Source organism: Psychrobacter sp. DAB_AL43B, from assembly GCF_900168255.1.
In the GTDB taxonomy this organism is placed as follows: Bacteria; Pseudomonadota; Gammaproteobacteria; order Pseudomonadales; family Moraxellaceae; genus Psychrobacter.
Window position 1 is genome coordinate 1,733,544 of record NZ_LT799838.1, and the last position, 22,978, is coordinate 1,756,521.

The window sequence follows — 22,978 nt, forward strand, 5'->3', positions numbered from 1 at the left end:
AAAGCTGGGTATATAAAAGCTAGTCTTTGATATCTTGCCATCCTAGGGTCGTGTGATACTGGTCTTGATGAGCAAATAACGGGTGTGCTTTGGCCTCCTCAAGTGTCAGCACTGGAGTCACGCAAACATCTGATGATTCAAAAGCTTGCTGCCAAATCTCAAGCGGCTGGCTAGCAAAGGTTTCAGCAACCGTTTTAGCCGCCTCTTTACTAGCTGGCGTATTTGGCATAACACCCATTTGCCAGTGTGCGGTTTTTAAGTCCGGTAGTTGCAATACCTCACATAACCCCTGCCAGAATTTCAACTCTAACGAGCCGACCGCCATATAACGACCGTCTGAGGTTTGATATAGGCGATAACAAGGCAATAGCCCACCTAAGAAGTCATAGTGCGGCGGCGGATTTTGGCCGGAGAAGCTTTTGACTAGCGTTCCTGTCGCTTTGGGCATGATCATATGATTATATAAACTATGGGTCATACTTACCGCGACATGCCGTCCCTTGCCGGTGCGCTGAGCGGCAAATACAGCAGCGAGTAAGGCTATTACCGCGGTATCACTTCCACCGGCCAAATCTGCAAACTGCACATTGGGCATGGCTTGTTCACCCTTTGCTGTCCGTAACTGGTCAAGCACCCCACTCATCGCCATAAAGTTGATATCATGACCGGCTTTGTCAGCCCACCCATGCTTAATGTCACTATTTTCTGCTGCTAGTCCATATCCCGTAATTGATACCATGACCAATTTAGGGTTGATAGCATGAATGGTTTTGGCATCTAATCCCATACCTTCTAGTACGCCTGGGCGAAAGCTATCGAGCATGACATCAGCATCTGCAATATGAGCTTTGATAGATTCGATACCTTTTGGGTCTCGAAAGTCTATTTTTTCAATATTTTTTCCGTGGTTTAAGGCTTCGAACAATCCACCCAAAGCGCGAGCAGGGTCACCATTTTTTGGCTCAATCTTTGTTATCTCTGCACCTAAATCAGCAAGCAAACGTGTCGCAAAAGGCCCAGGTAGATTGCGGGTCAAATCAATGACTCGCAATCCTTGTAAGCAGTCGCTCATCTGACTAATAGCTGATGATGTATTTGAAATATCATTATTAGCCATCAACAAATTCCTCGTCTTTTTCAGCCATCTTCACCAAGATGTTTGCAGGCTCAAAACGCTCGCCATACTGCTCTGCTAGCTCACGGCTGCGGGCTACAAACTTATCTACGCCCATAGAGTTAATAAATTGTAAGGTACCGCCTTGATGCGGGGAAAATCCCCAACCAAAGATAGAACCGATATTGGTATCAGCCACAGAGCGCACCACATTTTCCTCATAGCACTTAGCGGACTCATTGGCTTGAATAAACATCAAACGATCGACTAAATCTTGTTGCGAAGGTTGTTCTGCTGTGGTTGGATAAAGCGTAGTCAGCTCGGACCATAAGTGCTTATCACCCTTTTCTGGATAGTCATAAAAGCCTTTGCCGTTCTTTTTACCTTCACGATCATGCTCATTGACAAAGGTATTGAGAATATCATAGGAGGGAGGCATGTCCATCGTTCTGCCTTCAGCTTCCATATCCTTCTGTTGCTGTTCGATGACATGCAAGGCTAGACTCAATGACACTTCATCTTGTAGCGCTAATGGTGGCATTGGCATACCTGTTTTCATGCCAGCAACTTCGATACTACGTGGATGCACGCCCTCGCCCAACATTGCTACGCCTTCTGACACATAAGTGCCAAAGACCCGCGAAGTATAAAACCCGCGACTATCATTGACAACGATAGGCGTTTTACCTATTTGCACTACATAGTCAAAAGCTTTGGCTAAAGTTTCATCATCGGTTTTTTCGCCAACAATAATCTCAACCAGTGGCATTTTATCGACTGGTGAGAAAAAATGTAGCCCAATAAATTGCTGCGGACGTTTGCTTGCTTCAGCTAATCCCGTTATTGGTAAGGTTGAAGTGTTGGATGCATAGACGGCTGATTCAGGAATGACCGCTTCAGATTGCTGCGTACATTTTGCCTTGATTTCACGGTTTTCAAACACTGCTTCGATAACCAGATCGCAGTCTGCCAAATCATCATAAGAAACGGTTGGCTTGATACGCGCCAGTAATGCCTGTTTCTTCTCTTCTGTAGAGCGCTTACGACTAATGGCTTTATCCAAGATGGTTGTAGAATAAGCTTTACCTTTTTCAGCACCGGCTATCTCAGTATCTAGTAGCACCACATCTATGCCTGCTTTTGCGGTAACATAAGCGATTCCTGCGCCCATCATGCCAGCACCTAGAATACCGACCTTTTTAGTTTTATAGCGCTCAAAGCCCTCAGGACGTGATTGACCTTTTTTGATGTTATTAAGCTGAGTCCAAAGAGTACCGATCATATTTCTAGATTCAGGGGATAGCACACAAGCCACAAAATAGCGGGATTCAATCTTCAGTCCGGTGTCGATATCGACGATGCAGCCTTCAAAGACACAAGACATAATGTGAGTAATCGCTGGATAGTTGCCATGTGACTTTTGATGGGCCATGGCAGGGGCAATAGAGAACACTTGCACCACTTTAGGATGCATGCTATTACCGCCAGGAATTTTGAAGCCTTTTTTGTCCCAAGGTTGCTGTACTTTCGGGTTGGCTTTGATCCACTCTTTCGCCTGCACTAACATGTCATCGTTATCAGTAGCAGTAGCATCAATAAGACCAATGTCTATAGCCGCTTTGGGACGTAGCTCAAGTCCTTGGGTCATTAGCTCAAGAGCTTTTTGAATACCAACTAATCTAGGTAGACGCTGAGTACCACCGCCACCTGGCAACAATCCTAATTTGACTTCAGGCAAACCCAGTTTAGTTTTAGGACTATCAATTGCTATACGATAGTGACACGCCAAAGCGATCTCTAAGCCACCGCCTAATGCAGTTCCTGTCATAGCAGCAACTACTGGCTTACCTGAAGTTTCAAGTTTGCGTAGGCTACTTTTTAAATCCTCGACCAAATCAAAGGCTTGTTCAGCCGTTTCTATTTTAGAGAGTTGATCAATATCTGCACCAACGACAAAGGTGTCTTTCGCCGAGGTTAGGATTAAGCCTTTAGCGGACTCATCATTGGTAAAACTATCCGTTAATAAGGCAAAGGCGCCCGTAAAACCATCACCGATGACATTCATTTTGCGATCGCTTTGATCGATAGTTACCGTGATGATGCCGTCATCATCACTCTGCGCTGAAAAATTTGCCAACTTATTGATAGTATCCACACTGTCTTTAGCACTGCCTGCTGTATTTGTAGTCATCTCATATCCCTTAAATGATCTCTTAATAATAATTTTTATTCAATAAATAGCGGTTTTATACCCGCTCAATGATAGTCGCAATACCCATACCACCACCTACGCACAGAGTAATCATCGCCGTTTTGAGGTCACGGCGCTCTAGCTCATCAAGCACGGTAGTCATAAGCATAGCGCCCGTTGCACCTAGCGGATGACCCATGGCAATAGCGCCACCATTGACGTTGACAATATCTAGAGAAATGCCAAAGTCATTAGCAGTATTTAGTGGTACGGCAGCAAAAGCTTCGTTAATTTCCCAAAGATCGATATCTGAGGCTTTCATCCCAGCTTTATCTAATGCTTTTTGGCAGGCAGGCGTAGGACCCGTTAGCATAATGGCCGGTTCTGAACCTATGACTGCAGCCATAGTGATTTTGGCACGCGGTTTGAGACCGGCTTTTTTGCCAGCAGCAGCGCTACCGACTAAACATAATGCCGCACCGTCAACGATACCTGAAGAGTTTCCAGCATGATGGACGTGGTTTACTTTTTCAATGGTAGTGTATTTATCCAAGATAACGCTATTGAAACCCATCTGACCTGGCATAATAAACGAGGGATTCAATCCTGCTAAAGTCTCAACCGTAGTACTCGGACGGATAGTCTCATCTTTATCTAGTAGCAGCATGCCATTGAGGTCTTTAACAGGAACTACTGATTTATCAAAGTAGCCTTTTTCCCAAGCATTAGCAGCGCGGCGATGTGATTCAGTGGCGAATTCATCGACATCAGTTCGACTAAAACCTTTGAGCGTTGCAATAGTATCAGCACCTACTCCTTGTGGTACAAAGGCAGTCGCTGCGTTGACTCGCGGATCCATGTACCAAGCACCGCCGTCTGATCCCATTGGGACACGGCTCATGGATTCGACGCCACCAGCCACTACCATCTCTTCCATACCAGACATAACTTTAGCGGCAGCCAGGTTAATGGACTCAAGCCCTGAAGCACAATATCTAGAAAGCGTTACGCCAGCAACGCTTTGATCCCAACCCGCATCGAGTACTGCAATGCGAGCAATATCAGCCCCTTGTTCGCCAACTGGCGTAACGCAGCCTAATACAACATCATCGACTAAGCTAGTGTCTAAACCATGACGCTGCTCCATCTCCCGTAATAAACCACGAACTAGCCATATGGGTGAAGCTTGGTATAGAGAGCCATCTTTTTTGCCCTTACCACGCGGCGTACGAATACTGTCATAGATGTAAGCGGTCTCAGTCATAAAAAAATCCTTTTTTTCTTAAAATGGGTAGTAAACATCAAATTAACAACTAAATTTATTATAAAATAGAACCTTACTAACAATGCTAGCTTTACTCTATCTTAATTCTAGCTATAAGCTTACATAAAGCGCGCCGCAAGTTCTTTCATGATCTCATTGGTGCCGCCATATATCTTTTGTACCCGAGCATCGGCGTAAAGACGCGCAATAGGATACTCTTTCATATAACCATAACCACCGAATAATTGCACACATTCATCGATGACATCGCACTGCTTCTCAGTGACCCAGTATTTGATTAATGAGGCATGAGGAATAGAGAGCCTTTTTTCCATGATGGCATCTATCGCCAAATCACACATACTATGCGCGGCTAAATAATTAGCGTAGCATTCTGCCATTTTGAATTTGGTATTTTGAAATTTCCAAATTGGTTTGCCAAAAGCTTCCCGTTGCTTGACATAATCAAGGGTTAGGTTGATAGCTAGCTTCATCGCACCAATACCCGTCAAAGCAATGATTAAGCGCTCACGCGGGAGCTCTTGCATCATTTGAATAAATCCCATCCCTTCTATTGGGCCTAATAGATTCTTTTGCGGCACACGCATATTGCTAAAGAAAAGCTCTGAAGTATCCTGAGAAGGTAGGCCAACTTTATCCAAATTACGACCACGCTCAAACCCCTCTAAACCATCAGTCTCTACTACGATAAGCGAGACACCTTGAGCGCCTTTTTCACGATCTGTTTTACACGCGAGTAGGATTAAGTTGGCATGCTGACCATTGGTGATAAAGGTTTTTGAGCCATTAATGATGTAGTCATCGCCATCTTTTACCGCATAAGTTTTGAGCGCTTGTAAATCAGAGCCTGTACCCGGTTCAGTCATCGCGATAGCTGCGACATATTCACCGCTAGCCATTTTCGGTAACCACTCTTTCTTCTGCTCTTCGGTAGCATGATTTAAAAGGTAAGGAGCGACGATACCTGAGTGCACAATCCCCCCAAAACCTGACTGATTAGATTCTGCTTGGGCATAAATAATCGCGACTTCATCACGAAAATCACCACCACCACCACCATACTCTTCAGGCATTGAAGCACATAAAAAACCGTTTTCGCCTGCTTCATTCCAAGCCTCGCGGTCGATCATGCCATTTTTTCGCCATTGTTCGTCTTTTGGTTCCCAACCTTTGAACATTTTGAGCGCACTCTCATAAACCATTTTACGCTCTTCAGTCATCCAGTTTGGGGCTAAGTTCTCAATACTCATAGTGTCTTTCCTTGACGAGGTTATAGAGTGATAGTTAAGTGATTTGAAACTTGCATATAAAATCTAATAATAAATACTATAATAGTAATTATTATTACCGTAAAATAAATATTAATTATCGTTTTTAAGCGTTTGATATTATGATATATACTAGGATAGTAAATATTCTATTGCAACCAACATTACTGTAATAGTAATTATAATTACTATTACGGTTTAGTAGTGTATCAGAAAGTATGCTGAGGACATAAAAGGAGGGTGACAGTCAAAGAAAAACGATTATCTGAGATAATGAAGACACAAATAGATATTAGCTACCCCGACTGTCACAGTGACCCCTGCCGTCAAAACCGTAGAAACAAACTTGGGAGGTTTTAGTTACGCAGCCTATGGCTAATCATCTTCCTCCTACATTGGAGAGCCATAAGCTAGTGTAGTGGTCAACTAATTTAGGACACCTGATAAGAGGTTTTTATTAAAGTATCGTTTCTCTTTTTCTAGCGGTGTTAAATAATCGTTGAAAGTATGCGGTCTCACGGTTTGATAATAGCCCCAGATATAATTACTGATGGCGATCTTAGCTTCAGTAATATTCTCATAACCGCCCTTTGGCATCCATTCAGTCTTAAAACTTCTAAAGAAGCGTTCAGTAGGCGCGTTGTCCCAACAATTACCACGACGACTCATACTCTGTGTCATACCTTCACAACTCGCCACGGATTCAGCAAACTTCTTACTGGTGTAATGGGTTCCCTGATCAGAGTGAAACAGCACTCCAATTGGCTGTAAGCGCGTCTGATATGCCATCTGCAGCGCTTTGGTTGTCAGCATACTGTCAGGCGAATCTGACACGGCAAAGCCAACAATACGACGGGCATATAAATCTAAAACAACAGCTAAATAGCACCAGCCGCCTTTGATACGAATATATGTGACATCGCCCGTCCAGACTTGATTGGGTGCTGTTTGACTGAAATTTCTATTTAAGATATTGTGATGCGTTTTATGCGCCTCGTCAGCGTGCTTGTATTTATGCATCTTTAACTGACAGCTTTTAAGCCCCATCTGCGCCATGAATTTACCTGCTATATAGCGGGTCAGCTTGATGCCGTGTTCATTCATTAGTATGGCGGCAATGCTGCGAGCGCCTGCTGATTGCTTTGAGTCGTTAAATATTTGACGAATTAATGCCTTGTGCTTGACGGTTTCAAGACTGATGGGCTTGGGCTGCATGCCATAGTAGTAATTGCTTTTCATCACGCCAAACAGCTTGAACAAAAGGCTTTTACTCACCTGTTTATCTTGCTCTGCCAGATTTCTTATCAACGATAGCCGTTCAGACTGTCCAATGCCAGCAGAGCAGAAGCCTTTTTTAGAATGTCACGCTCCATAGTCAGCCGCTTAACTTGTTTGCGCAATTCTTGAAGTTCTCGCTGTTCATCCGTTAAAGCGTTGCCGACTTTAGGTGCTTGGCCACTCATTTCTTGACGGTATTGACTCAGCCATTTCTGCAAGGTGGATTTACCTATCCCTAAGGAATCGGCCACATCAGGTATGGTGCGGTTGTGATCAACAACTAAGCTGATGGCTTCTAATTTAAATTCTCGGGTATATTGATTGCGTTTGTTGGTCATACTATTTTCCTCTTTGGGTTAGTATAAACCTCTTACGTGCTGTCCTAATTTATTATGCCACTACAAACAGACAAAGAAGGTAAAACTCAAACTATTAATACAAATGGCTCTAAGGAGCTAACAATACATATATTAGATGATTATTCAGATCAGTATCATCAATTTAGTGAAGACTCTTACTCGGAATAAAATTTATGGCTAAAAGCTCAAAACCTGCCAATGGTCAAGGTAAAACCAAAACCAAACTCATTGCTGAAAGTAAGATAGTAACGCTAAAGCCGAGCGTAGAGCGTAACTATTTATGTGCACATATTTGTTTTGCAGAAAAATTTCCGCGTTTCAGTAAAGCTGGAGCTAAACTTAAACAACGTGCTTGTACGCTTGCAATATGGGCAGAAGAAGAGGCTAATCATCTAATTTGGAGGTATAAGGCAGAGGTAGGATATGCAATGGATAGAATACCTCCTATGCCTATTATGAGTCCGAAAAAAGGGGAAGAGTTACGACCCAGCCGGTTTCCATTAGGTAGAGCATCAGGAATGGGTTTATTCGTTAAAAAAGATTATGAGGACAGCGCAAAGGGTAGATTAAGAATTCCTGATTGTGTAGTTCTAAAGATTACAGATGCAGAATTGATTAAACTTCGAATGTCAGGAGCAGGAAACTTCAAAAACCTAGTACCAATACAAAGTAATATAGCAAAAATTGTTGAGATTAAGTTCGGTCAGGACGTATTATCAGACGGTCAAATTAAAGCTTATAGAAAAATTGCTGGAGATGATAATAACTTTAATAAATTGAGAGATACAGATTGTCGATGCCAACTTAGAAATCCGCAAAAATATGGTGCACAAACGAAAGAGTACACTTACTTAAAGAATCCGTGGGCACAAGTAGCTGTCAAACACGAGAGTCCTTTAACACACGGAACAATCAAACCTTCAAATCAACCTATTTCAGATTATTTAGACAACCCTGTGGTTACTAATATTGTTATAGGTAGCATAGTTGTCGCCACAGTCGCTGTGGGTATCTTTCTAGCGCCTGAAATTGTAGCAGGCGCACTAATTCTAAGAATAGCCACATCATAAGCATAATAGGAAAAATAATGAAAACTTTAAAAGATATGGAAAGCTACAAAGATGAGTTTGAATATTTTGATGAAAGCCTTGGAGATAAAGGTCTGACTGTTTTATCTGTTCATTTGGAGGCCTGTTTCTTATTTTGGGATGGACATACTAAGGAAGTCAGACAACAACTAAAAGCTTGTATTGAGCATTATATGGATTTGTTTGGTGACAATATTGAATGGGGCTTTGATCCTAAAGGGTGGACACAAAAACCAATAGATAAACTACCAAGCTTTCAGCAAACTTTAGATAACAACGCGCATGTTGACGACAGTATCGAATGGTTCGTTGCCAGTGGCAGCCATAAAGAATTAGACGAAGTTTTTGATTACAAGCTATCTTGTCTTACCGCTCGAGGTTGGGAGATTCAAGAGCCTAGTAGATTAATCTTTCGTATTCATAGAAATGAGTTCTATGATCCAGTAAATAATCAAAAGATTATAAAGCTTTTTGATGACTGTATCAGTCGTTTGAAACCTTATTACGCTACTATGGGCTGGAGTCCTGCTTATGGCTACGATAACGATAGAGTAGGCATTGATATCCTTGATCAAGCTCATTGTTTCTTTGGTATTAATATTTACGACGTTTGGGATATTGTAACTCTGAAGCATGGTATTAGGAGTATCGACTGGTGGACATACATTAGTCATGAACTTGCAGATCGTGTTGGTGGGATTAATACTTTTAAGACTCAAATAAAAAAACAAAAAATCACTTATAGAGATTATTCTAATGGAACATTATTAATCGCTGGCGATATACCACAGTTACTACCAGTAGATGAAGAAATTCCTGATAGTTATTTAAAAATCAATGCACTTACCCGACCTATGCGTAATGGTAATTACGGATCCATAGGTAATGGTTATGATGAAGGTATCGGCTATCAAAGCTTTAATACTTACTTTACAGACTTATGGATGAGACGCTTTGATAATCCTAGATTATGGCGAAAATTACCACAACCAATAGATAATAGAACCTTACGTCAGCCATTATTCGAACCGATAACGCTTATGTCTGCACAAGTCTGTGAGATCAATGGGCGCTATCGCTATGAAGAAGAGTACGATCATGTTCGAGGTAACCCCGTTTATTTTGAAGAACCTTATAGTCGGAGCAATGATTATCGCCAATATGTGGTGCTATTAAAGGGTGATGTTGCACCTTACTTTATCAAAATGGATCGCCATGGACATACAGAAGAAAAAGTAGCGATAGCGTGGACTTTGTTTGAAAAACTCTAATATTAGGTCTTATGTACCAATATAAATTTTAATCAAAAATAGCTATTAGTCGCAATCTATATTTAAGTAAATCTCTGACACATTTAATTTCAGTATCTATTGAGTAGAGTTACTCTAATAGAGTCTTTCGGCCACAAAATCACTTGGTGATGGTTGAACTCCGCGAAAATAGTTAATATACCCCACTCTCAACATCGAAAGGGATTGAAAAAAGAAGAGCATCTCACTAATCTATTGTTTTCGACCAAGAATACAACGGAGTCATGAGATGCCCATAGACGAATTTATCATCAATATCTATTTAATGGTAGAGCAATATTACAAAATAGTCGTCACCAAACCCTTGCGAGGTGCAGGTTACGCGCCAAAGCTGAGTGATCCTGAGATTATTTGCATGGAACTGGTCGGTGAATTTTTAAACCTTGATCAAGACAAACAGATTTGGCAATACTTTACCCAGCATTGGCAATCTTGGTTTCCAGCCATCGGCTCATATCCTAACTTCGCAAAGCATTGCGCGAATCTGTGGCAGGTCAAACAGCGGATACAAGATACAGTCAGTCAACTTGAGGGCCGTGACAACATCCATTTTATGGATGGTTTTCCGATACCCGTCTGTCATTATGGACGCGCTTATCGGCATAAAAACTATCAAGACGTAGCGGCTTTTAGCTACTGTGCAGCTAAGCAAGAGAGGTACTATGGCTTTGAGGGACATTTGCTGGTTAACTTATCGGGCATGGTTAAAGGCTTTACCGTTGCCCCTGCCAATGTTGATGAAAGAGCGGTTGCGCCTGATATTACTGACAATATCCATGGTTTGCTCGGCGCTGATAAAGGGTATATCAGCCCTAGTCTGACATCGTACTACGACGCTCAAGGAGTGGATTTACAAACGCCACTCAGAGCCAACATGAAAGAGGATAGACCCAAACCGGTGGTAAGGCGGCTGATGAAAACCCGCCGTATCGTTGAAACAGTCATTGGTCAGCTATCAGAACGATTTAATATACAAAGGGTACGAGCAAGAGATTTATGGCATTTGTCTCATCGATTGATTCGTAAAATTCTGTCACATAATCTATGCTTTGTACTCAACAAAAAACTTGGTAACCCGCCACTTCAGTTTGATTTGCTTATTTCAAGTTGAGAGTGGGGTAAGTGTATTAACTATATGCTCATTCATCAGTATGGCGGTAATATTGCGAGCCCCTGCTGAACGGTTAAAGAGGTTAAATATTCGGCGTATTAACGTTTTGATTTTCACAGTCTCAAGACTGATGGGCTTTGGTTGCAAGCGATAGTACTAGCTGTTTCTAATCACACCGAATAGGTCGCACAATCTACGTTTGCTCAACCGTTTATCCTGCTCTGCAAGCTGTCCTATCAGCGATAGTCGCTCAGGTTGTCCAATGCCAAGTGAATGAGCAACATCGGGTATTTTACGCTTGTGATCGACTACCAAGCTGATGGCTTCGAGTTTGAATTCTCGGGTGTATTGATTGCGTGTGGTGGTCATACTAGTTATCCTCTTTGGGTTAGTACAACCTCTTAAAAGCTGTCCAATTTTATTATGCCACTACATATAAATCAGGCTAATCTATGCTGTCATCCATATAAGACTTTAAAGTTGTAGAAAATACAATAAAAAAATTCAACTTTAATTCAATTTACTTCAAACAAAGCTATCAAACTATTTTTGACCATACAAACTATAGAGCAGTTCAAAATAAAGACGAATCTGTAACATACCCATCATTTAAGGTCTTAACCGCTTATAAATCAGAGAGAAAAAAGATATACCAACATTTAATAGGCTATTACCCTATTTATCCTTATAATACCCTAGTATTTTGTATGACTTTTCTTACTTTGTATCGGAGAATTATTTTGGCTGTAAATACTTTAACATTTAGAAACACCTTATTAACGCTCTCGTTATCGATAGGGTTAATTGCCTGTGGTGGTGATGGTAGCGGAAGTGAATCCAATGCACCAGAAAACTCTGGCAATACAAAACCTCCAGTTATCAATGACCGAATCAGTCAGGCGCTAAAAACAGGCGACTCTTCAAATTTAACCGAAGAGGATCGTCTAGCCTTATTACAATCGGCACGCAGTACCGCAAAACAACAAAAGCAGTGGCAGCAAAATTTACTGAGCAGTTTATATCGTAATGCAGAACAGCAAGTCTTACAGCCACGTTTGACATTTACACCAGAATCATCCATTAATATTTACCCTACCGATTTGAGTTCTGCCCTACCTATCGCTGTTGGAGATAGCGTATGTCAGTGGCCGCTTAACTTGCAAGCCAACAAAGGTTGCGGACTGGGCGTTGCGGCGCAAGTCGGTAAAGGCCGTGGTTTGGCTTATGGTCAAGAGATGTTTGGGAGTATGTTAAATGAACGAGCTGATTTTACTCCATTTAATGAGGTGTTTAATAATAGCTTACGCTGGTTAATTAACGGTAATGCCCAAACGCCATTGAAAGCCTCATTAAGTATTGCCGTTAGAGGTTATAACGCGCAAACAGCAAAAAACTATTTTGAAAAGCAATTGGGAACAGAAGTTACTATCTTAGATTGTAATGTCCTCGACCCCAATCAAAGCTGTTGGAAAAATGCCGATCTGATTGTCCTGAGTAACGGTATTGGTTCAGAAAATTTTGAAACTGAACTGATTCAAGGTTATTTAGAGGCAGGAAAACCCATTTATTTTCATGCTTCTAACCGTAACGTAAACGGTAATATGGGAAAAGTCTTGGCGGCGATGCACATGCAAGCTAATGATAATTATTGGCGCACTAAGGATATGTTGTCGCTATCTGAATCAAAAACAGCGCAGCAACGCTGGGATCAAATTAATAAAATTGATAGCATCATTAGTACCCTCGAATATTTCATCGATCCTAAATCGGTCACTCTAGGTGAAATTAATCCTGATAATCCCATCATTCAAAATATTAATGCGCTTTCGAGCTCAATACGAACGTTAAACGATCAAGGTTTCTCAGTCTTCAGTAGCAAAAATAAAAATAGTATTTTAAATACGTTGGTTTTAGTGGCCGATATGTGGCGTCCAACGGTCAGCTACAATGGTCTCAGTAAGAATAGTGATCCATTAACCTTTATGCAAACCTATGCGTCTGATGTGTGGCTGGATTATAATCGCGACTACACTACTGCTGCCGAACAAGGTGCGGGAGACTATATGCCTGCAGCGGCGCAACATATGCCGGTGAGCGCAGATTGGGAAACCATTACCGTCACCATTCCACAAGGCGGTGGCTACACTGCGATTGGACGTGCCAGCATTCCAGCCAAAGCCGTCAGTATTAAAGTTAAAGATGCGCAAGGGGCCAATCTATCGGTACAAACCAGCTATTTGCGCACTGCAGGTAATGCATTCGATAATGGTGGCTATAAACGTCCGGCTCGTCCACAAAGCTCTCGTCTACCATTGAACCAACAAATCGAAAATAAATTCATTAGCCCATTCGGCGGGCCATTGATATTAAATTATAACAATGCGAAACCAGGCAGTACCATTACTTTAGAGATCAAAGGGGCGGCAAAATATGCCCATTATGATTTTACTCAAGCAATGAGTGACAGCGAAAAAAATCAAGCCAATCAAGTCTTACAAAGTAAAACCTTCGGATGGAATACCTTTAAATTTGTCGGCGGTGAAATCCAGCAAACCAATGCCTATGCCTTGAAAGTCATGGGTAACTTATCTCCCGACAAGTATATTGAAAGAATTAAAACAGTCATCTATGATAGTAACCATATTGCCAATGGTTATAACAATATGCCGCTAGATGCCGGCACGCAACAATACTGCAATACTCTCGGTTGGGATTGCACCAGCAATCTTCATCGCGCCCCGAATGTGCAACACTTTATTGGTTGGATTGCGACCTGTGGCTTCTTGTGTTCAGGAAATCCCTCTGATGGTTCAACCGGTCTAGATATTGGTTGGGGTTGGGTACATGAACTGGGTCACAACACCGTCCAACCCGTATTAAGTATGACGTTTAAATCGACAGAAAATGGTAGCAATATTGGTTGTGGCACTGAATGTGATAACAATATTTTGGCAGGCTTAAGTATGCTACGTAAATATGAAATTTACGGGCTAGACAGTAACGGTGGTAACTTTAATCATCCACTGCTGTACGCCTATATGAAAGACAGTCGTGACTCCAATTTAACGGGTGAAGCACTGCGGGCACATATGGAAAAACGCTTATGGCAAGGCAGCGACAATGCTAAGCAAGCGGTTCATATGCAATTGGCGCACAGCTACACCAAGTTACATCAAGGTAAAGCCAAACCAGATCTGCAAGGTGTGCTTGAGTTTATGCGTTTATTGAATACCTCACAGCGTCTGTATAACCAAATTGATTTATCTAAAGCCAGTCAAGCTGAAAAGAATAAACTAGGTTTAGGTGCGTTTAATCAGAAAAATCTAAGTCGTCCAGATATGCTGTATGTACTCAGCTCTAAAATCATCGGCTATGACTTAAAGGCAATGTTCGCGCTATATGGTCTACCTATTACAGAAACTGCACAGGATTCTGTGGCGCTGTTGAAGTTACCTGAAGCACCATTGAATTTTTATACTCAGCCTGCGAATCGCGCTAATCATCTAAACGAAGGCACTTGGGTAACGCTGCCAGCTACAGGGCCAATTGCCGACTATCCTAACTAAATCATTTTTAATAAAACAGATAAAAAAAGCCACTTTCATTCAATGAAAGTGGCTTTCTTATTAACAGAGTATGGGTAGTGTCCCTATTTTTGCTTGAGTTAATAAGCACACAATCAATATGCCCAAGGAATCACGCTTATCAGCAGATATTAGCAGTATATTTTGATTTTTTTATCGAAACCTTCTCTCAAGAAAGCGGGTCTGAGGCAATCTCTGGGCAGTTTACTATCGACTGCATTTTTATTCCGTTTAGAGTAAAAGTGGAAATTGATAGACTCCTGCATATATCAATGTGCCAATTAGCACACAGACAACACTGAGCCAAACAAGATAAACATGAGAGGGTAACCAATCTATTTGCCAGTTAATTTTACTCCGCACGCTCAACCACTCTGTCACGCTAATCGCTAGCGTCAGCCATAACGTACCTACTAAATAACCACCCAGTACATCACTCAAATAGTGCTCATTTAGCACGATTCTGCTTAACCCTATTACCATAGCGAAAAAGACGGCAATCACCGCTATACGGACTTGTCGAATAAAATTGTGGCTAAAACGAATAGCCATGTAGGCAATAAACCCATATAACGCAACCGTAACCGTCGCATGTCCACTTGGAAAGGAGTTTGTCTGTTCAAACAGTAAAATATCTGCTGGTCGGGCGCGCTGAAACAACAGTTTACTGAGGAAGGTAAATACCGTACTGCCTAAAGCGGCTATTAGTAAGCCAATGACTATATAGCGTTGGCAAATCACCCAGCAGAATATACAGGTTAAAAGCACCACTAAGCATGTAATGGGCGTAGAGCCCAAACTGGTAATGAAAATAAAGAAGTTTACGACTGATGATTCGCTCAGCGTACTCATCTGGTGTGACACAAAGTAGTCTATTGCCACGATAGAGTCTGAAGTGACAACATCTTCAACCAATCCAAGAAACAACGCCAAAGTATAGCCCATGACTAGCAATAAAAATGTCAGAGGTAAGCCATAAAAATGCTGGATATGAAGTCTTTGCCAAAACAAATGATATAGTTTTGGGTAATCATTTTTTAATACGATCAGTCGTTTGCTTAGCCCAATAGACTTGTCAAATGACAGCCAATAACGCATTACGTGAGCAAGTAATTTCTTGCCATAACGAATAACAAAGTATTGCAGAATCCATAAAAAAATAATCACTAACAAAACCAAACCACTTAAGATAACTAACTGCTGGTTGGTTTGAATGACAGTGAACATGAACAACAAGCCTCTTTTAGCGACAGTTTTTGTAGATATATAGTCGATCCACTATCAAAAAACACAGTGCTACTGGGATAAGTTTTGCGCTGCCTCTGTCTGCGCAGGCACAGCAAGCAAGGAAAATTTATACCAGTAGCGCGTTATAATATTTGACCTTATTTTATTTAGGACTGGCTATAGAGTTTTTAGGCCAGTATAAACGATAGACGCAGCTTATCCGTTCATCTCAACTGTATTGGCCTACGACATGCTATAAATTAAGCCATGTCATAGATTACGCTATAAGGAATACAAAAAGCGGTATTTTCTTTGATAGGTTTAAAGCAGTGTAAAACCTTGGAGAAATCAGGAACTTTCTTTTTATGAAGATTGTCCATTTCAGTTTTGGTCAACTTCCTCAGAGTGCGTGAGTTAAGTTTTATGATCTTTGCTGGCTTATCATTGATACTGATAGTTTCTTCTAGATCCAGCGTTTCTCCATTATCCCCAAATCTAAAACTGGCATTATTGATCGTTGAGACTGTTTTATTAGAGGTTGTTATAAAATTAAGCTGTTGAACAAAGTAAACCATACTAGCGCCTGTGTTACCTTTAAAGCGACAGGGTGTTTTTTTCAGCACTTTTTGACTGGTCAGCGACACTGTAGTGCAAATCGTATCGCCCTCCACTTCAGCGACCATCGCCATTGCACTAACAGACCCTAATAGCATAGGCAAAATAATAAGCTGTTGTTTAGTAGTCATGTGAGCAGCCTTTATTAGTCTTTAAAGTATCAAATACCCTATAAAATTCGTTACCAATCACGCATTTTATTCAGTCTTCTTAACGTCTTCTTAACAGAGTAATTGCTATCTTAAAAAATGAAACCTTCCTTCATTCTATTAAGAAGTGCGTGTATGTCAAAACACTTAGTTGCTGAGCCAGCCGTTGCAAAAACCAATAATATAAGCCTTGCTAAAAATAATACTGTAACGACTAAGAAAAGAAAATTCTATAATCGTGAGGTCAATCTCGCTTACTTGATTACCGTCGTTGTACTATATCTCGTTGCTACGGCAAATATAGGTTTCTTTAAGCAAGTATTGGCTATATATCCGTTTGCTGACAATATTGACTTTATAGCTTCTCTTAGCGGCTTACTATTTGGACTGATGTGGTTATTGTTTCAGCTGTTATGTTATCGACCTACGGCAAAAGTAGTACTGATTACCATGGTGCTAATTGCAGCGATATGTGGTTACTTCACTGATGCTTATGGAACGATATTTGATAGCGGTATGTTGGTTAATAGCTTGCAGACTGACCAAGCAGAAGCGATGGGTTTGATGGCGCCAAGCTTTGTTATTCGACTGCTGCTATTGGGTGCGTTACCAGCTTTTATTATCAGTAAGCTGCGAATAAAGCGTTTGTCTATAGGTCGATCAATATTGCAAAAGCTAGCCACTTTGATAACGTCTATCGCGATAATAGCGGTTTGCCTATTACCATTTGGGGATCAGTACGCCAGCTTCTTTCGCCAGCATAAGCTAGTGCGTAGTTATACCAATCCCATTACCCCTGTTTATTCTGTCATCAAACTTGGTACCGATTATGTCGATGAGCTACGCCGCCCTGATACACTGCTACTGCATGCGACAGATGCGAAACGCACAGCACCTGTCGGTAGTACAACAAAACCTAAGCTGATGGTATTCGTAGTCGGTGAAACGGTTCGCGCTGACCATATTGGTTTAAATGGCTATAAGCGCGATACGATGCCGCTGCTTGCCAGCCAGCCAGATATTTATAGCTTTAAGAATGCGACCTCTTGCGGCACCTCTACCGCTTATTCAGTACCTTGTATGTTTAGTTACGCTAATAGAGAAAACTACGACGTTGATACTGCGGAGTATAATGAAAACGTACTAGATACGCTCAATAAGCAAGGCGTCAATATCATATGGCGGGATAATAACTCTAGCTCTAAAGGCGTGGCAGACCGCGTGACTGTTGAAGATTATAAAACGCCTGAGGTAAATCCAAATTGTGATATTGAATGCCGCGATATTGGCATGCTTAATGGTTTTGATACTTTAGTTAAGCCGGATACAGGGGTCAAATCAGCTGTTAAACAACAAGACACACTCATTTTACTACATCAAATGGGCAATCATGGTCCTGCTTATTACAAGCGCTACCCCAAAGAGTTTGAAGAATATAAGCCAGTCTGTATGACCAATGAACTGTCCAAATGCGATGATCAGTCGGTTATTAACGGTTATGACAATGCGATTCGCTATACCGACTACTTCTTAAATGCCGTCATAGATACGCTAAAACCCTACGAGCAAGACTATGATGTGGTGATGGTATATATTAGTGATCATGGAGAAAGTTTGGGTGAAAACAACGTATATTTACATGGTTTGCCGTACAGTATTGCACCGAATGCTCAAAAACAGGTGCCAGTCATTATCTGGTCGCCTAGTAGCAACAGCATCGATAACAATAGCCTCTCTAGTATGATCAAGCAGCCAGTTTCGCATGACTTTATTACGCCAACCCTGCTAAGCTTCTTTAATATTACGACTAAAGAAGTGGCGTCAGAACCTACTTTTTTCCAGACTACCCATTAAATTACTTTTTATCCGCCTCACGCTTTTTATAGAGTAGTAGCCATTATGTATAAAATACTTATCATTGAAGACAATCCTGATATCGTGGCAAATATCTATGCTTTTTTTGAACCAAAGGGCTTTGTGCTGGATAATGCCCATAATGGACTTAGTGGCTTGGCACTGGCAGCAAGTAATCGTTACGACGTTATCCTGTTAGACGTGATGCTTCCCGGTATGGACGGTACCAAACTGTGCAAAACGCTCAGAGAAGAGCTGCATGATAAGACACCTGTATTAATGCTGACTGCGCGTGACACTGTTTTGGATAAAGTAGCAGGATTTGATAGCGGTGCTGATGATTATTTGGTCAAGCCTTTCTCATTGGTTGAATTGGAAGCACGTATCAAAGCGCTGATACGCCGCCATCAGGATGAACATTTTCAGCACAGTATTGAAGTTGGTAAGCTGTCTTTAAATACTGAGGAACATAGCATCAAACGAGAAGATAAACTGCTAAAACTCACCCCAACAGGATTCAAAATCTTACATACCTTAATGAGTGCCTCGCCTCGGGTCGTTAGTAAAACCGAGCTTGAGGAAAAAGTATGGGGACAGGATGTGCCAAGTAGTGATGCCCTTCGCACCCATTTGCATAGTGTGCGTGCACAAGTTGACAAACCGTTCGATAAAACTATGATAGTAACGATGCCTGGTGTTGGTTACCAAATTATTGATCCAGACAAGGTGTAAAGCTTCATAATAAGATTTAAATACGAAACGCTATAATGAGGAATCGTATCTGTATTTATTCTCACTCTATCTACTGCCCTACACTGCTAAGTAAATGCCATGTTCAATATAGACTCAATCGCTAATAAGTTTCGCATCTCCTATTTCCTATTTGCCTTGCTGCTTTGCACAACTTTCGTCAGTATTTTTATGTATGCTGAAGTCAGAATAGAGCAAGAGTTAGTCAAAGCTCGTCTTCTACAACAGTTAGAGCTTAGTCAAGAAAAAGAAGGTAAGCAGACGGTTTATACTGCCAATCCGGGTATTAAAATTTATCACTACGATATGGCACCAGCAAACTTACAGGCTTTAGCGACCGAAACAGTACAAGAAATACCAGTGATGGTAAATAATCAAGCTGGCAACTTTGAGACCAATTTACACTTTTTCGCCTATCAACAAAATAAACAAGCTTATATTTTGACCTATTTAGAAGACGACGAAATGGTGATGGAAAACTATCCTGTTTTGGCAATATTTGAGCATCTAGAAGATATATTTGCGGATGCACTAAAAATTGCGGTCGTTTTGAGTTTGCTAATCGCCGCCATATTTTCACATTTATCTGCTAAGCAAATCACCAAGCCACTATTAGACCTAAAGCAAGCAGTGGAAACAGATCATCAAAACTTAACCGAATTAACCCATCTACCGTCAGAAGTTGGGGTGTTAGCGAGGGCAATTGATGAAAAAAATCATAAACTAGAGCAATATCTAAAACGCGAGCAACTATTTACCGGCGATGTCAGTCATGAGTTGCGCACACCGTTGACCATTATTATGGGCGCATCTGAGGTATTAGCCTCACAACTTGAAGACAACAGTCGCTTGAGCGAATTCGCCAACCGTATTAGCACTACCGCTAAAGAAACCTCTGAAATTATCAGCGCCTTATTACTCTTATCGCGCGCTCCTGAGCAACTGGACACACCGCAAACGTCTATCAACACCATCGCCCTTAATGAAGTGTCACGCTTAAAATATTTGCTCCGCCATAAACCGGTCAATTGCAAAGTAGTCGCTGATGAAGATTATGTGGCTTATGTAAGACCTGAGCTGTTAAAAATGGCATTGGGAAACTTAATAAAAAACGCCTTTCAGTACACCGATGATGGTGAAGTAATCGTGACTATTGATGCCAAAAAAATAACAGTATCTGATACAGGTCTTGGTGTTCCTGAGGCTATGATGCCACTACTCTATGAGAGGTTTGAGCGTCTAAATGAGGTAAATACAGGCGATCAAGTAGAAGGTAGCGGTTTGGGTCTTAGTATTGTGCAACGTATCATGACTCATATGGACTGGCAGTTAACCCATCAAGCTAATAAGACAGGCGGTAGTACGTTTAGTATTTATTATAATAAATAATATATATATATGAGTCTTTACTATATTTCATACATCAACAAATCAATATGTTCTTAACTGTCTTAACGTTTTCTTAATATTCACTGCCTTATAATATTTTATAAGACAATGAATATTAAGAATTCAATATGAATACAGTCAACTCTGAACCAAAAAACCAAGCCATAGCTACTCAGCTGCTTGCACCCGATAGCTACGCGAATAAGGCCAAAGGAAATAAAGGTCTTTCTCGTATTGTTAAAGCCGCTGGTTATTCTCTAGATGGTTTTAAAGCCGCTTACCAACACGAAGCCGCCTTTAGACAGGTGCTATGGCTTAATTTTGTCTTGTTCGTTGTCATTGTATTTATCCCTTTTAACATCAGCATAAAAATGATGCTGATATTCGCCTCTTTTTTATCGCTTATCGTTGAGCTAATTAATACGGGTATCGAAGCCAGTGTCGACCATACCTCAACCCTAAAACATCCTCTAGCAAAGATAGCCAAAGACGTGGGTTCTGCTGCGCAATTTTTGGCGTTATTAGTTTTGTTTATCTTATGGGCAATGGCGTTATGGAACCTTTTATATTAAGTAATACTTGGATATTTTGACTTAATATATATTAAAAGGTGACTCAATGACTTTAGCAAAAAACTCAACTGATTGGGACTGGTTCAAACTACTGTGCTTAACCATTATGGCGACACTGATATTTGAACATAGCCAATTAGATGTTCGTATTAGTGAGCTTTTCTATTCCAATGGACATTGGTCATTAGAAAAAGGCGCACAGCCTTATGCGTTTATCTTTTATGATTTTCCTAAATTACTCTTAATCTTGCTAGCTATTTATTTATTGACCGTTTTAATTTTCAAATATAGACAGCATTCGAACACTACCTTTTCAATTAACCAGCCTAAATTTGATAGATTTCTTATACCTTTATCTGTTCGTGAGATAAGCTATCTGTTAATCGTCTTAATAGTTGTGCCTACTACTATTGCCACACTAAAAGGTATCACACATGTTAGTTGCCCAAATAACTTATCTCTATTCAATGGTAACTTGCCATATCTTAATCTCTGGCAAAACATCGTAGCCATGACACCAGCCAAATGCTTTCCAGCGGCTCATGCCAGCGCAGGGTTTTCTTTATATGGATTGGCATTTTTACCAACACTACAAAAACACCGCTATAAAATTTTTGCAATAGTCACGGTCTTAGGATGGACGATGGGACTATATAAAATGCTCTTTGGTGACCACTTTTTTAGTCATACTTTAGTATCGATGCTGCTGTCATGGACGATAGCTTGCGCACTCGCAAGTATTTTTTTCAAAAGAGCTGCGACTAAGGGTGTAACATTATAGGCTACACTGCTATGTTCTAATTCATATCGACACCGTTTGAGGGTATCTATGCACCATTCTATTCATGACGAAGCGCATTTAAGTAACCGTAATCATTGGTTAAGAGCGGCAGTACTTGGCGCAAATGATGGCTTAATTTCTACGTCCAGTTTATTAGTTGGTGTCGCATCAGCTAGTCCCAGTAGTCAGACATTGCTACTAACAGGCATGGCAGCGTTGACTGCAGGCGCATTATCCATGGCGGCTGGTGAGTATATTTCAGTATCGTCACAAGCGGATACCGAGAAAGCGGATCTCGATAAAGAGCAGCATGAGCTGACTCATAATGCTGAGCGTGAGCTTTTTGAGCTGACTAAAATTTATGAAACACGTGGGCTTGATCATGTCTTAGCGCATCAAGTTGCTGTAGCTTTGACTGAGCATGATGCGCTTGAGGCACACGCCCGAGATGAGATTGGTTTGACAGATCTTAGTCAAGCTAAGCCCATTCATGCCTCAGTCGCTTCAGGATTATCATTCATTGTTGGTGCGATATTACCGATTATTGGTATTCTACTGTTGCCAGCGCAAACGCTGGTTTGGTCACTGGCTTCGTTAACTATAGTAGGCTTAGCGCTACTTGGAATAATATCAGCACGCTTGGGCGGCGCGCCAGTTATCCCAGCGACGGCTCGAGTGGTGGTTTGGGGCGTCTTAGCAATGGTTGCAACATCATTAATTGGACGATTATTTGGTGTGGCGGTTTAGAGCCTAATCTATCTTTAAAAACATTATCTATCACATTAGCCAGCATCTTAACGCTATCTTAACGTCAAGCTAAGTTATGATGATAGAGATAGAAATGTGTGGTGTATTGGCTCATGATTGAAAAAATCACATTCGTTATTTAGCAAGGTATTGCAATCAGTCAAATAAGCGAATGAGTGTTGGTCATCATTATTGCTTGATTTATAAAACGTCGGTTGTCTGCCCGACGTTATATGAATAACATTTAATTAAAAATATACCTTTTTATCTGCTGGTTATAATAATCTTTGTATTAATCTTAAAACC

The 22,978-nt window shown here is 41.1% G+C and carries 18 protein-coding genes and 1 pseudogene; 10 read left to right on the forward strand and 9 right to left on the reverse strand.

Annotated features, from left to right (window positions below):
• Positions 1-19: 19 nt before the first annotated feature.
• The 6 genes from DABAL43B_RS07585 to DABAL43B_RS07610 form a co-directional block, all read right to left on the reverse strand.
• Positions 20-1,117, reverse strand: a complete 1,098-nt coding sequence (locus tag DABAL43B_RS07585) for a CaiB/BaiF CoA transferase family protein (protein ID WP_197684654.1) — start codon at positions 1,115-1,117, stop codon at positions 20-22.
• Positions 1,110-3,305 (reverse strand): 3-hydroxyacyl-CoA dehydrogenase NAD-binding domain-containing protein, encoded by a 2,196-nt coding sequence (locus DABAL43B_RS07590; protein WP_079691805.1) that lies wholly within the window; start codon positions 3,303-3,305, stop codon positions 1,110-1,112. Before DABAL43B_RS07590 ends, DABAL43B_RS07585 begins: the two co-directional genes overlap by 8 nt.
• Before the next feature lie 55 nt (positions 3,306-3,360).
• Entirely contained in the window at positions 3,361-4,569 is a 1,209-nt protein-coding gene (locus DABAL43B_RS07595) for an acetyl-CoA C-acetyltransferase (protein ID WP_079691806.1), read from the reverse strand.
• A gap of 119 nt (positions 4,570-4,688) precedes the next feature.
• Complete coding sequence (locus DABAL43B_RS07600) at positions 4,689-5,840, reverse strand: acyl-CoA dehydrogenase family protein (RefSeq protein ID WP_079691807.1); 1,152 nt, start codon at positions 5,838-5,840, stop codon at positions 4,689-4,691.
• Positions 5,841-6,284: 444 nt separating this feature from the next.
• Positions 6,285-7,166, reverse strand: coding sequence for an IS3 family transposase (locus DABAL43B_RS07605; protein ID WP_171996307.1), 882 nt, complete (start codon positions 7,164-7,166; stop codon positions 6,285-6,287).
• On the reverse strand, positions 7,163-7,474 hold the full coding sequence (locus DABAL43B_RS07610) for a transposase (protein WP_079690625.1): 312 nt from the start codon (positions 7,472-7,474) through the stop codon (positions 7,163-7,165). Before DABAL43B_RS07610 ends, DABAL43B_RS07605 begins: the two co-directional genes overlap by 4 nt.
• 194 nt (positions 7,475-7,668) lie before the next feature.
• Here DABAL43B_RS07610 and DABAL43B_RS07615 point away from each other — a divergent pair, with 194 nt between their 5' ends.
• The 3 genes from DABAL43B_RS07615 to DABAL43B_RS07625 all read left to right on the forward strand — a co-directional run bounded on the left by DABAL43B_RS07615 (position 7,669) and on the right by DABAL43B_RS07625 (position 11,004).
• Positions 7,669-8,565, forward strand: a complete 897-nt coding sequence (locus DABAL43B_RS07615) for a hypothetical protein (protein ID WP_079691808.1) — start codon at positions 7,669-7,671, stop codon at positions 8,563-8,565.
• Positions 8,566-8,582: 17 nt separating this feature from the next.
• Positions 8,583-9,854: a type VI immunity family protein gene (locus DABAL43B_RS07620; protein ID WP_079691809.1), complete on the forward strand. Its 1,272-nt coding sequence runs from the start codon at positions 8,583-8,585 to the stop codon at positions 9,852-9,854.
• A 268-nt stretch (positions 9,855-10,122) separates the two neighbouring features.
• Positions 10,123-11,004, forward strand: a complete 882-nt coding sequence (locus DABAL43B_RS07625) for an IS982 family transposase (RefSeq protein WP_079691658.1) — start codon at positions 10,123-10,125, stop codon at positions 11,002-11,004.
• 261 nt (positions 11,005-11,265) lie between these two features.
• On the opposite strand, the pseudogene DABAL43B_RS14570 reads toward DABAL43B_RS07625, so the two are convergent.
• Positions 11,266-11,373 (reverse strand): annotated as a pseudogene (locus DABAL43B_RS14570) (transposase); the annotation flags it as partial.
• A gap of 371 nt (positions 11,374-11,744) precedes the next feature.
• Between DABAL43B_RS14570 and DABAL43B_RS07635 the strand changes: the two are divergent.
• On the forward strand, positions 11,745-14,570 hold the full coding sequence (locus DABAL43B_RS07635; RefSeq protein ID WP_227516656.1) for an ImpA family metalloprotease: 2,826 nt from the start codon (positions 11,745-11,747) through the stop codon (positions 14,568-14,570).
• 249 nt (positions 14,571-14,819) lie between these two features.
• On the opposite strand, the gene DABAL43B_RS07640 is transcribed toward DABAL43B_RS07635, so the two are convergent.
• Positions 14,820-15,815: a phosphatase PAP2 family protein gene (locus tag DABAL43B_RS07640; protein ID WP_079691812.1), complete on the reverse strand. Its 996-nt coding sequence runs from the start codon at positions 15,813-15,815 to the stop codon at positions 14,820-14,822.
• A 260-nt stretch (positions 15,816-16,075) separates the two neighbouring features.
• Entirely contained in the window at positions 16,076-16,561 is a 486-nt protein-coding gene (locus DABAL43B_RS07645) for a hypothetical protein (protein ID WP_079691813.1), read from the reverse strand.
• Between the two features lie 153 nt (positions 16,562-16,714).
• Here DABAL43B_RS07645 and DABAL43B_RS07650 point away from each other — a divergent pair, with 153 nt between their 5' ends.
• From DABAL43B_RS07650 to DABAL43B_RS07675, 6 genes are all read left to right on the forward strand, one after another.
• Positions 16,715-18,433 (forward strand): phosphoethanolamine transferase, encoded by a 1,719-nt coding sequence (locus DABAL43B_RS07650; RefSeq protein WP_079691814.1) that lies wholly within the window; start codon positions 16,715-16,717, stop codon positions 18,431-18,433.
• 45 nt (positions 18,434-18,478) lie between these two features.
• The gene (locus DABAL43B_RS07655; RefSeq protein ID WP_079691815.1) at positions 18,479-19,165 is read left to right on the forward strand and encodes a response regulator transcription factor; all 687 of its coding nucleotides are present in this window, start codon (positions 18,479-18,481) and stop codon (positions 19,163-19,165) included.
• Positions 19,166-19,264: 99 nt separating this feature from the next.
• The gene (locus DABAL43B_RS07660; RefSeq protein ID WP_079691816.1) at positions 19,265-20,572 is read left to right on the forward strand and encodes a sensor histidine kinase; all 1,308 of its coding nucleotides are present in this window, start codon (positions 19,265-19,267) and stop codon (positions 20,570-20,572) included.
• 128 nt (positions 20,573-20,700) lie between these two features.
• Positions 20,701-21,144, forward strand: a complete 444-nt coding sequence (locus DABAL43B_RS07665; protein WP_079691817.1) for a diacylglycerol kinase — start codon at positions 20,701-20,703, stop codon at positions 21,142-21,144.
• A gap of 46 nt (positions 21,145-21,190) precedes the next feature.
• A complete protein-coding gene (locus tag DABAL43B_RS07670) occupies positions 21,191-21,925 on the forward strand; it encodes a PAP2 family lipid A phosphatase (protein ID WP_079691818.1) in 735 nt (244 codons plus the stop codon).
• Between the two features lie 48 nt (positions 21,926-21,973).
• Positions 21,974-22,672 (forward strand): VIT family protein, encoded by a 699-nt coding sequence (locus DABAL43B_RS07675; RefSeq protein WP_079691819.1) that lies wholly within the window; start codon positions 21,974-21,976, stop codon positions 22,670-22,672.
• Positions 22,673-22,978: the final 306 nt, after the last annotated feature.

Coding starts and splice junctions, on each gene's coding strand:
- DABAL43B_RS07600 (WP_079691807.1), bottom strand. CDS start 5,840: ATGAGTATTGAGAACTTAGCCCCAAACTGGATGACTGAAGAGCGTAAA.
- DABAL43B_RS07670 (WP_079691818.1), top strand. CDS start 21,191: ATGACTTTAGCAAAAAACTCAACTGATTGGGACTGGTTCAAACTACTG.
- DABAL43B_RS07590 (WP_079691805.1), bottom strand. CDS start 3,305: ATGACTACAAATACAGCAGGCAGTGCTAAAGACAGTGTGGATACTATC.
- DABAL43B_RS07615 (WP_079691808.1), top strand. CDS start 7,669: ATGGCTAAAAGCTCAAAACCTGCCAATGGTCAAGGTAAAACCAAAACC.
- DABAL43B_RS07655 (WP_079691815.1), top strand. CDS start 18,479: ATGTATAAAATACTTATCATTGAAGACAATCCTGATATCGTGGCAAAT.
- DABAL43B_RS07610 (WP_079690625.1), bottom strand. CDS start 7,474: ATGACCAACAAACGCAATCAATATACCCGAGAATTTAAATTAGAAGCC.
- DABAL43B_RS07675 (WP_079691819.1), top strand. CDS start 21,974: ATGCACCATTCTATTCATGACGAAGCGCATTTAAGTAACCGTAATCAT.
- DABAL43B_RS07665 (WP_079691817.1), top strand. CDS start 20,701: ATGAATACAGTCAACTCTGAACCAAAAAACCAAGCCATAGCTACTCAG.
- DABAL43B_RS07625 (WP_079691658.1), top strand. CDS start 10,123: ATGCCCATAGACGAATTTATCATCAATATCTATTTAATGGTAGAGCAA.
- DABAL43B_RS07595 (WP_079691806.1), bottom strand. CDS start 4,569: ATGACTGAGACCGCTTACATCTATGACAGTATTCGTACGCCGCGTGGT.
- DABAL43B_RS07620 (WP_079691809.1), top strand. CDS start 8,583: ATGAAAACTTTAAAAGATATGGAAAGCTACAAAGATGAGTTTGAATAT.
- DABAL43B_RS07585 (WP_197684654.1), bottom strand. CDS start 1,117: ATGGCTAATAATGATATTTCAAATACATCATCAGCTATTAGTCAGATG.
- DABAL43B_RS07650 (WP_079691814.1), top strand. CDS start 16,715: ATGTCAAAACACTTAGTTGCTGAGCCAGCCGTTGCAAAAACCAATAAT.
- DABAL43B_RS07645 (WP_079691813.1), bottom strand. CDS start 16,561: ATGACTACTAAACAACAGCTTATTATTTTGCCTATGCTATTAGGGTCT.
- DABAL43B_RS07640 (WP_079691812.1), bottom strand. CDS start 15,815: ATGTTCACTGTCATTCAAACCAACCAGCAGTTAGTTATCTTAAGTGGT.
- DABAL43B_RS07660 (WP_079691816.1), top strand. CDS start 19,265: ATGTTCAATATAGACTCAATCGCTAATAAGTTTCGCATCTCCTATTTC.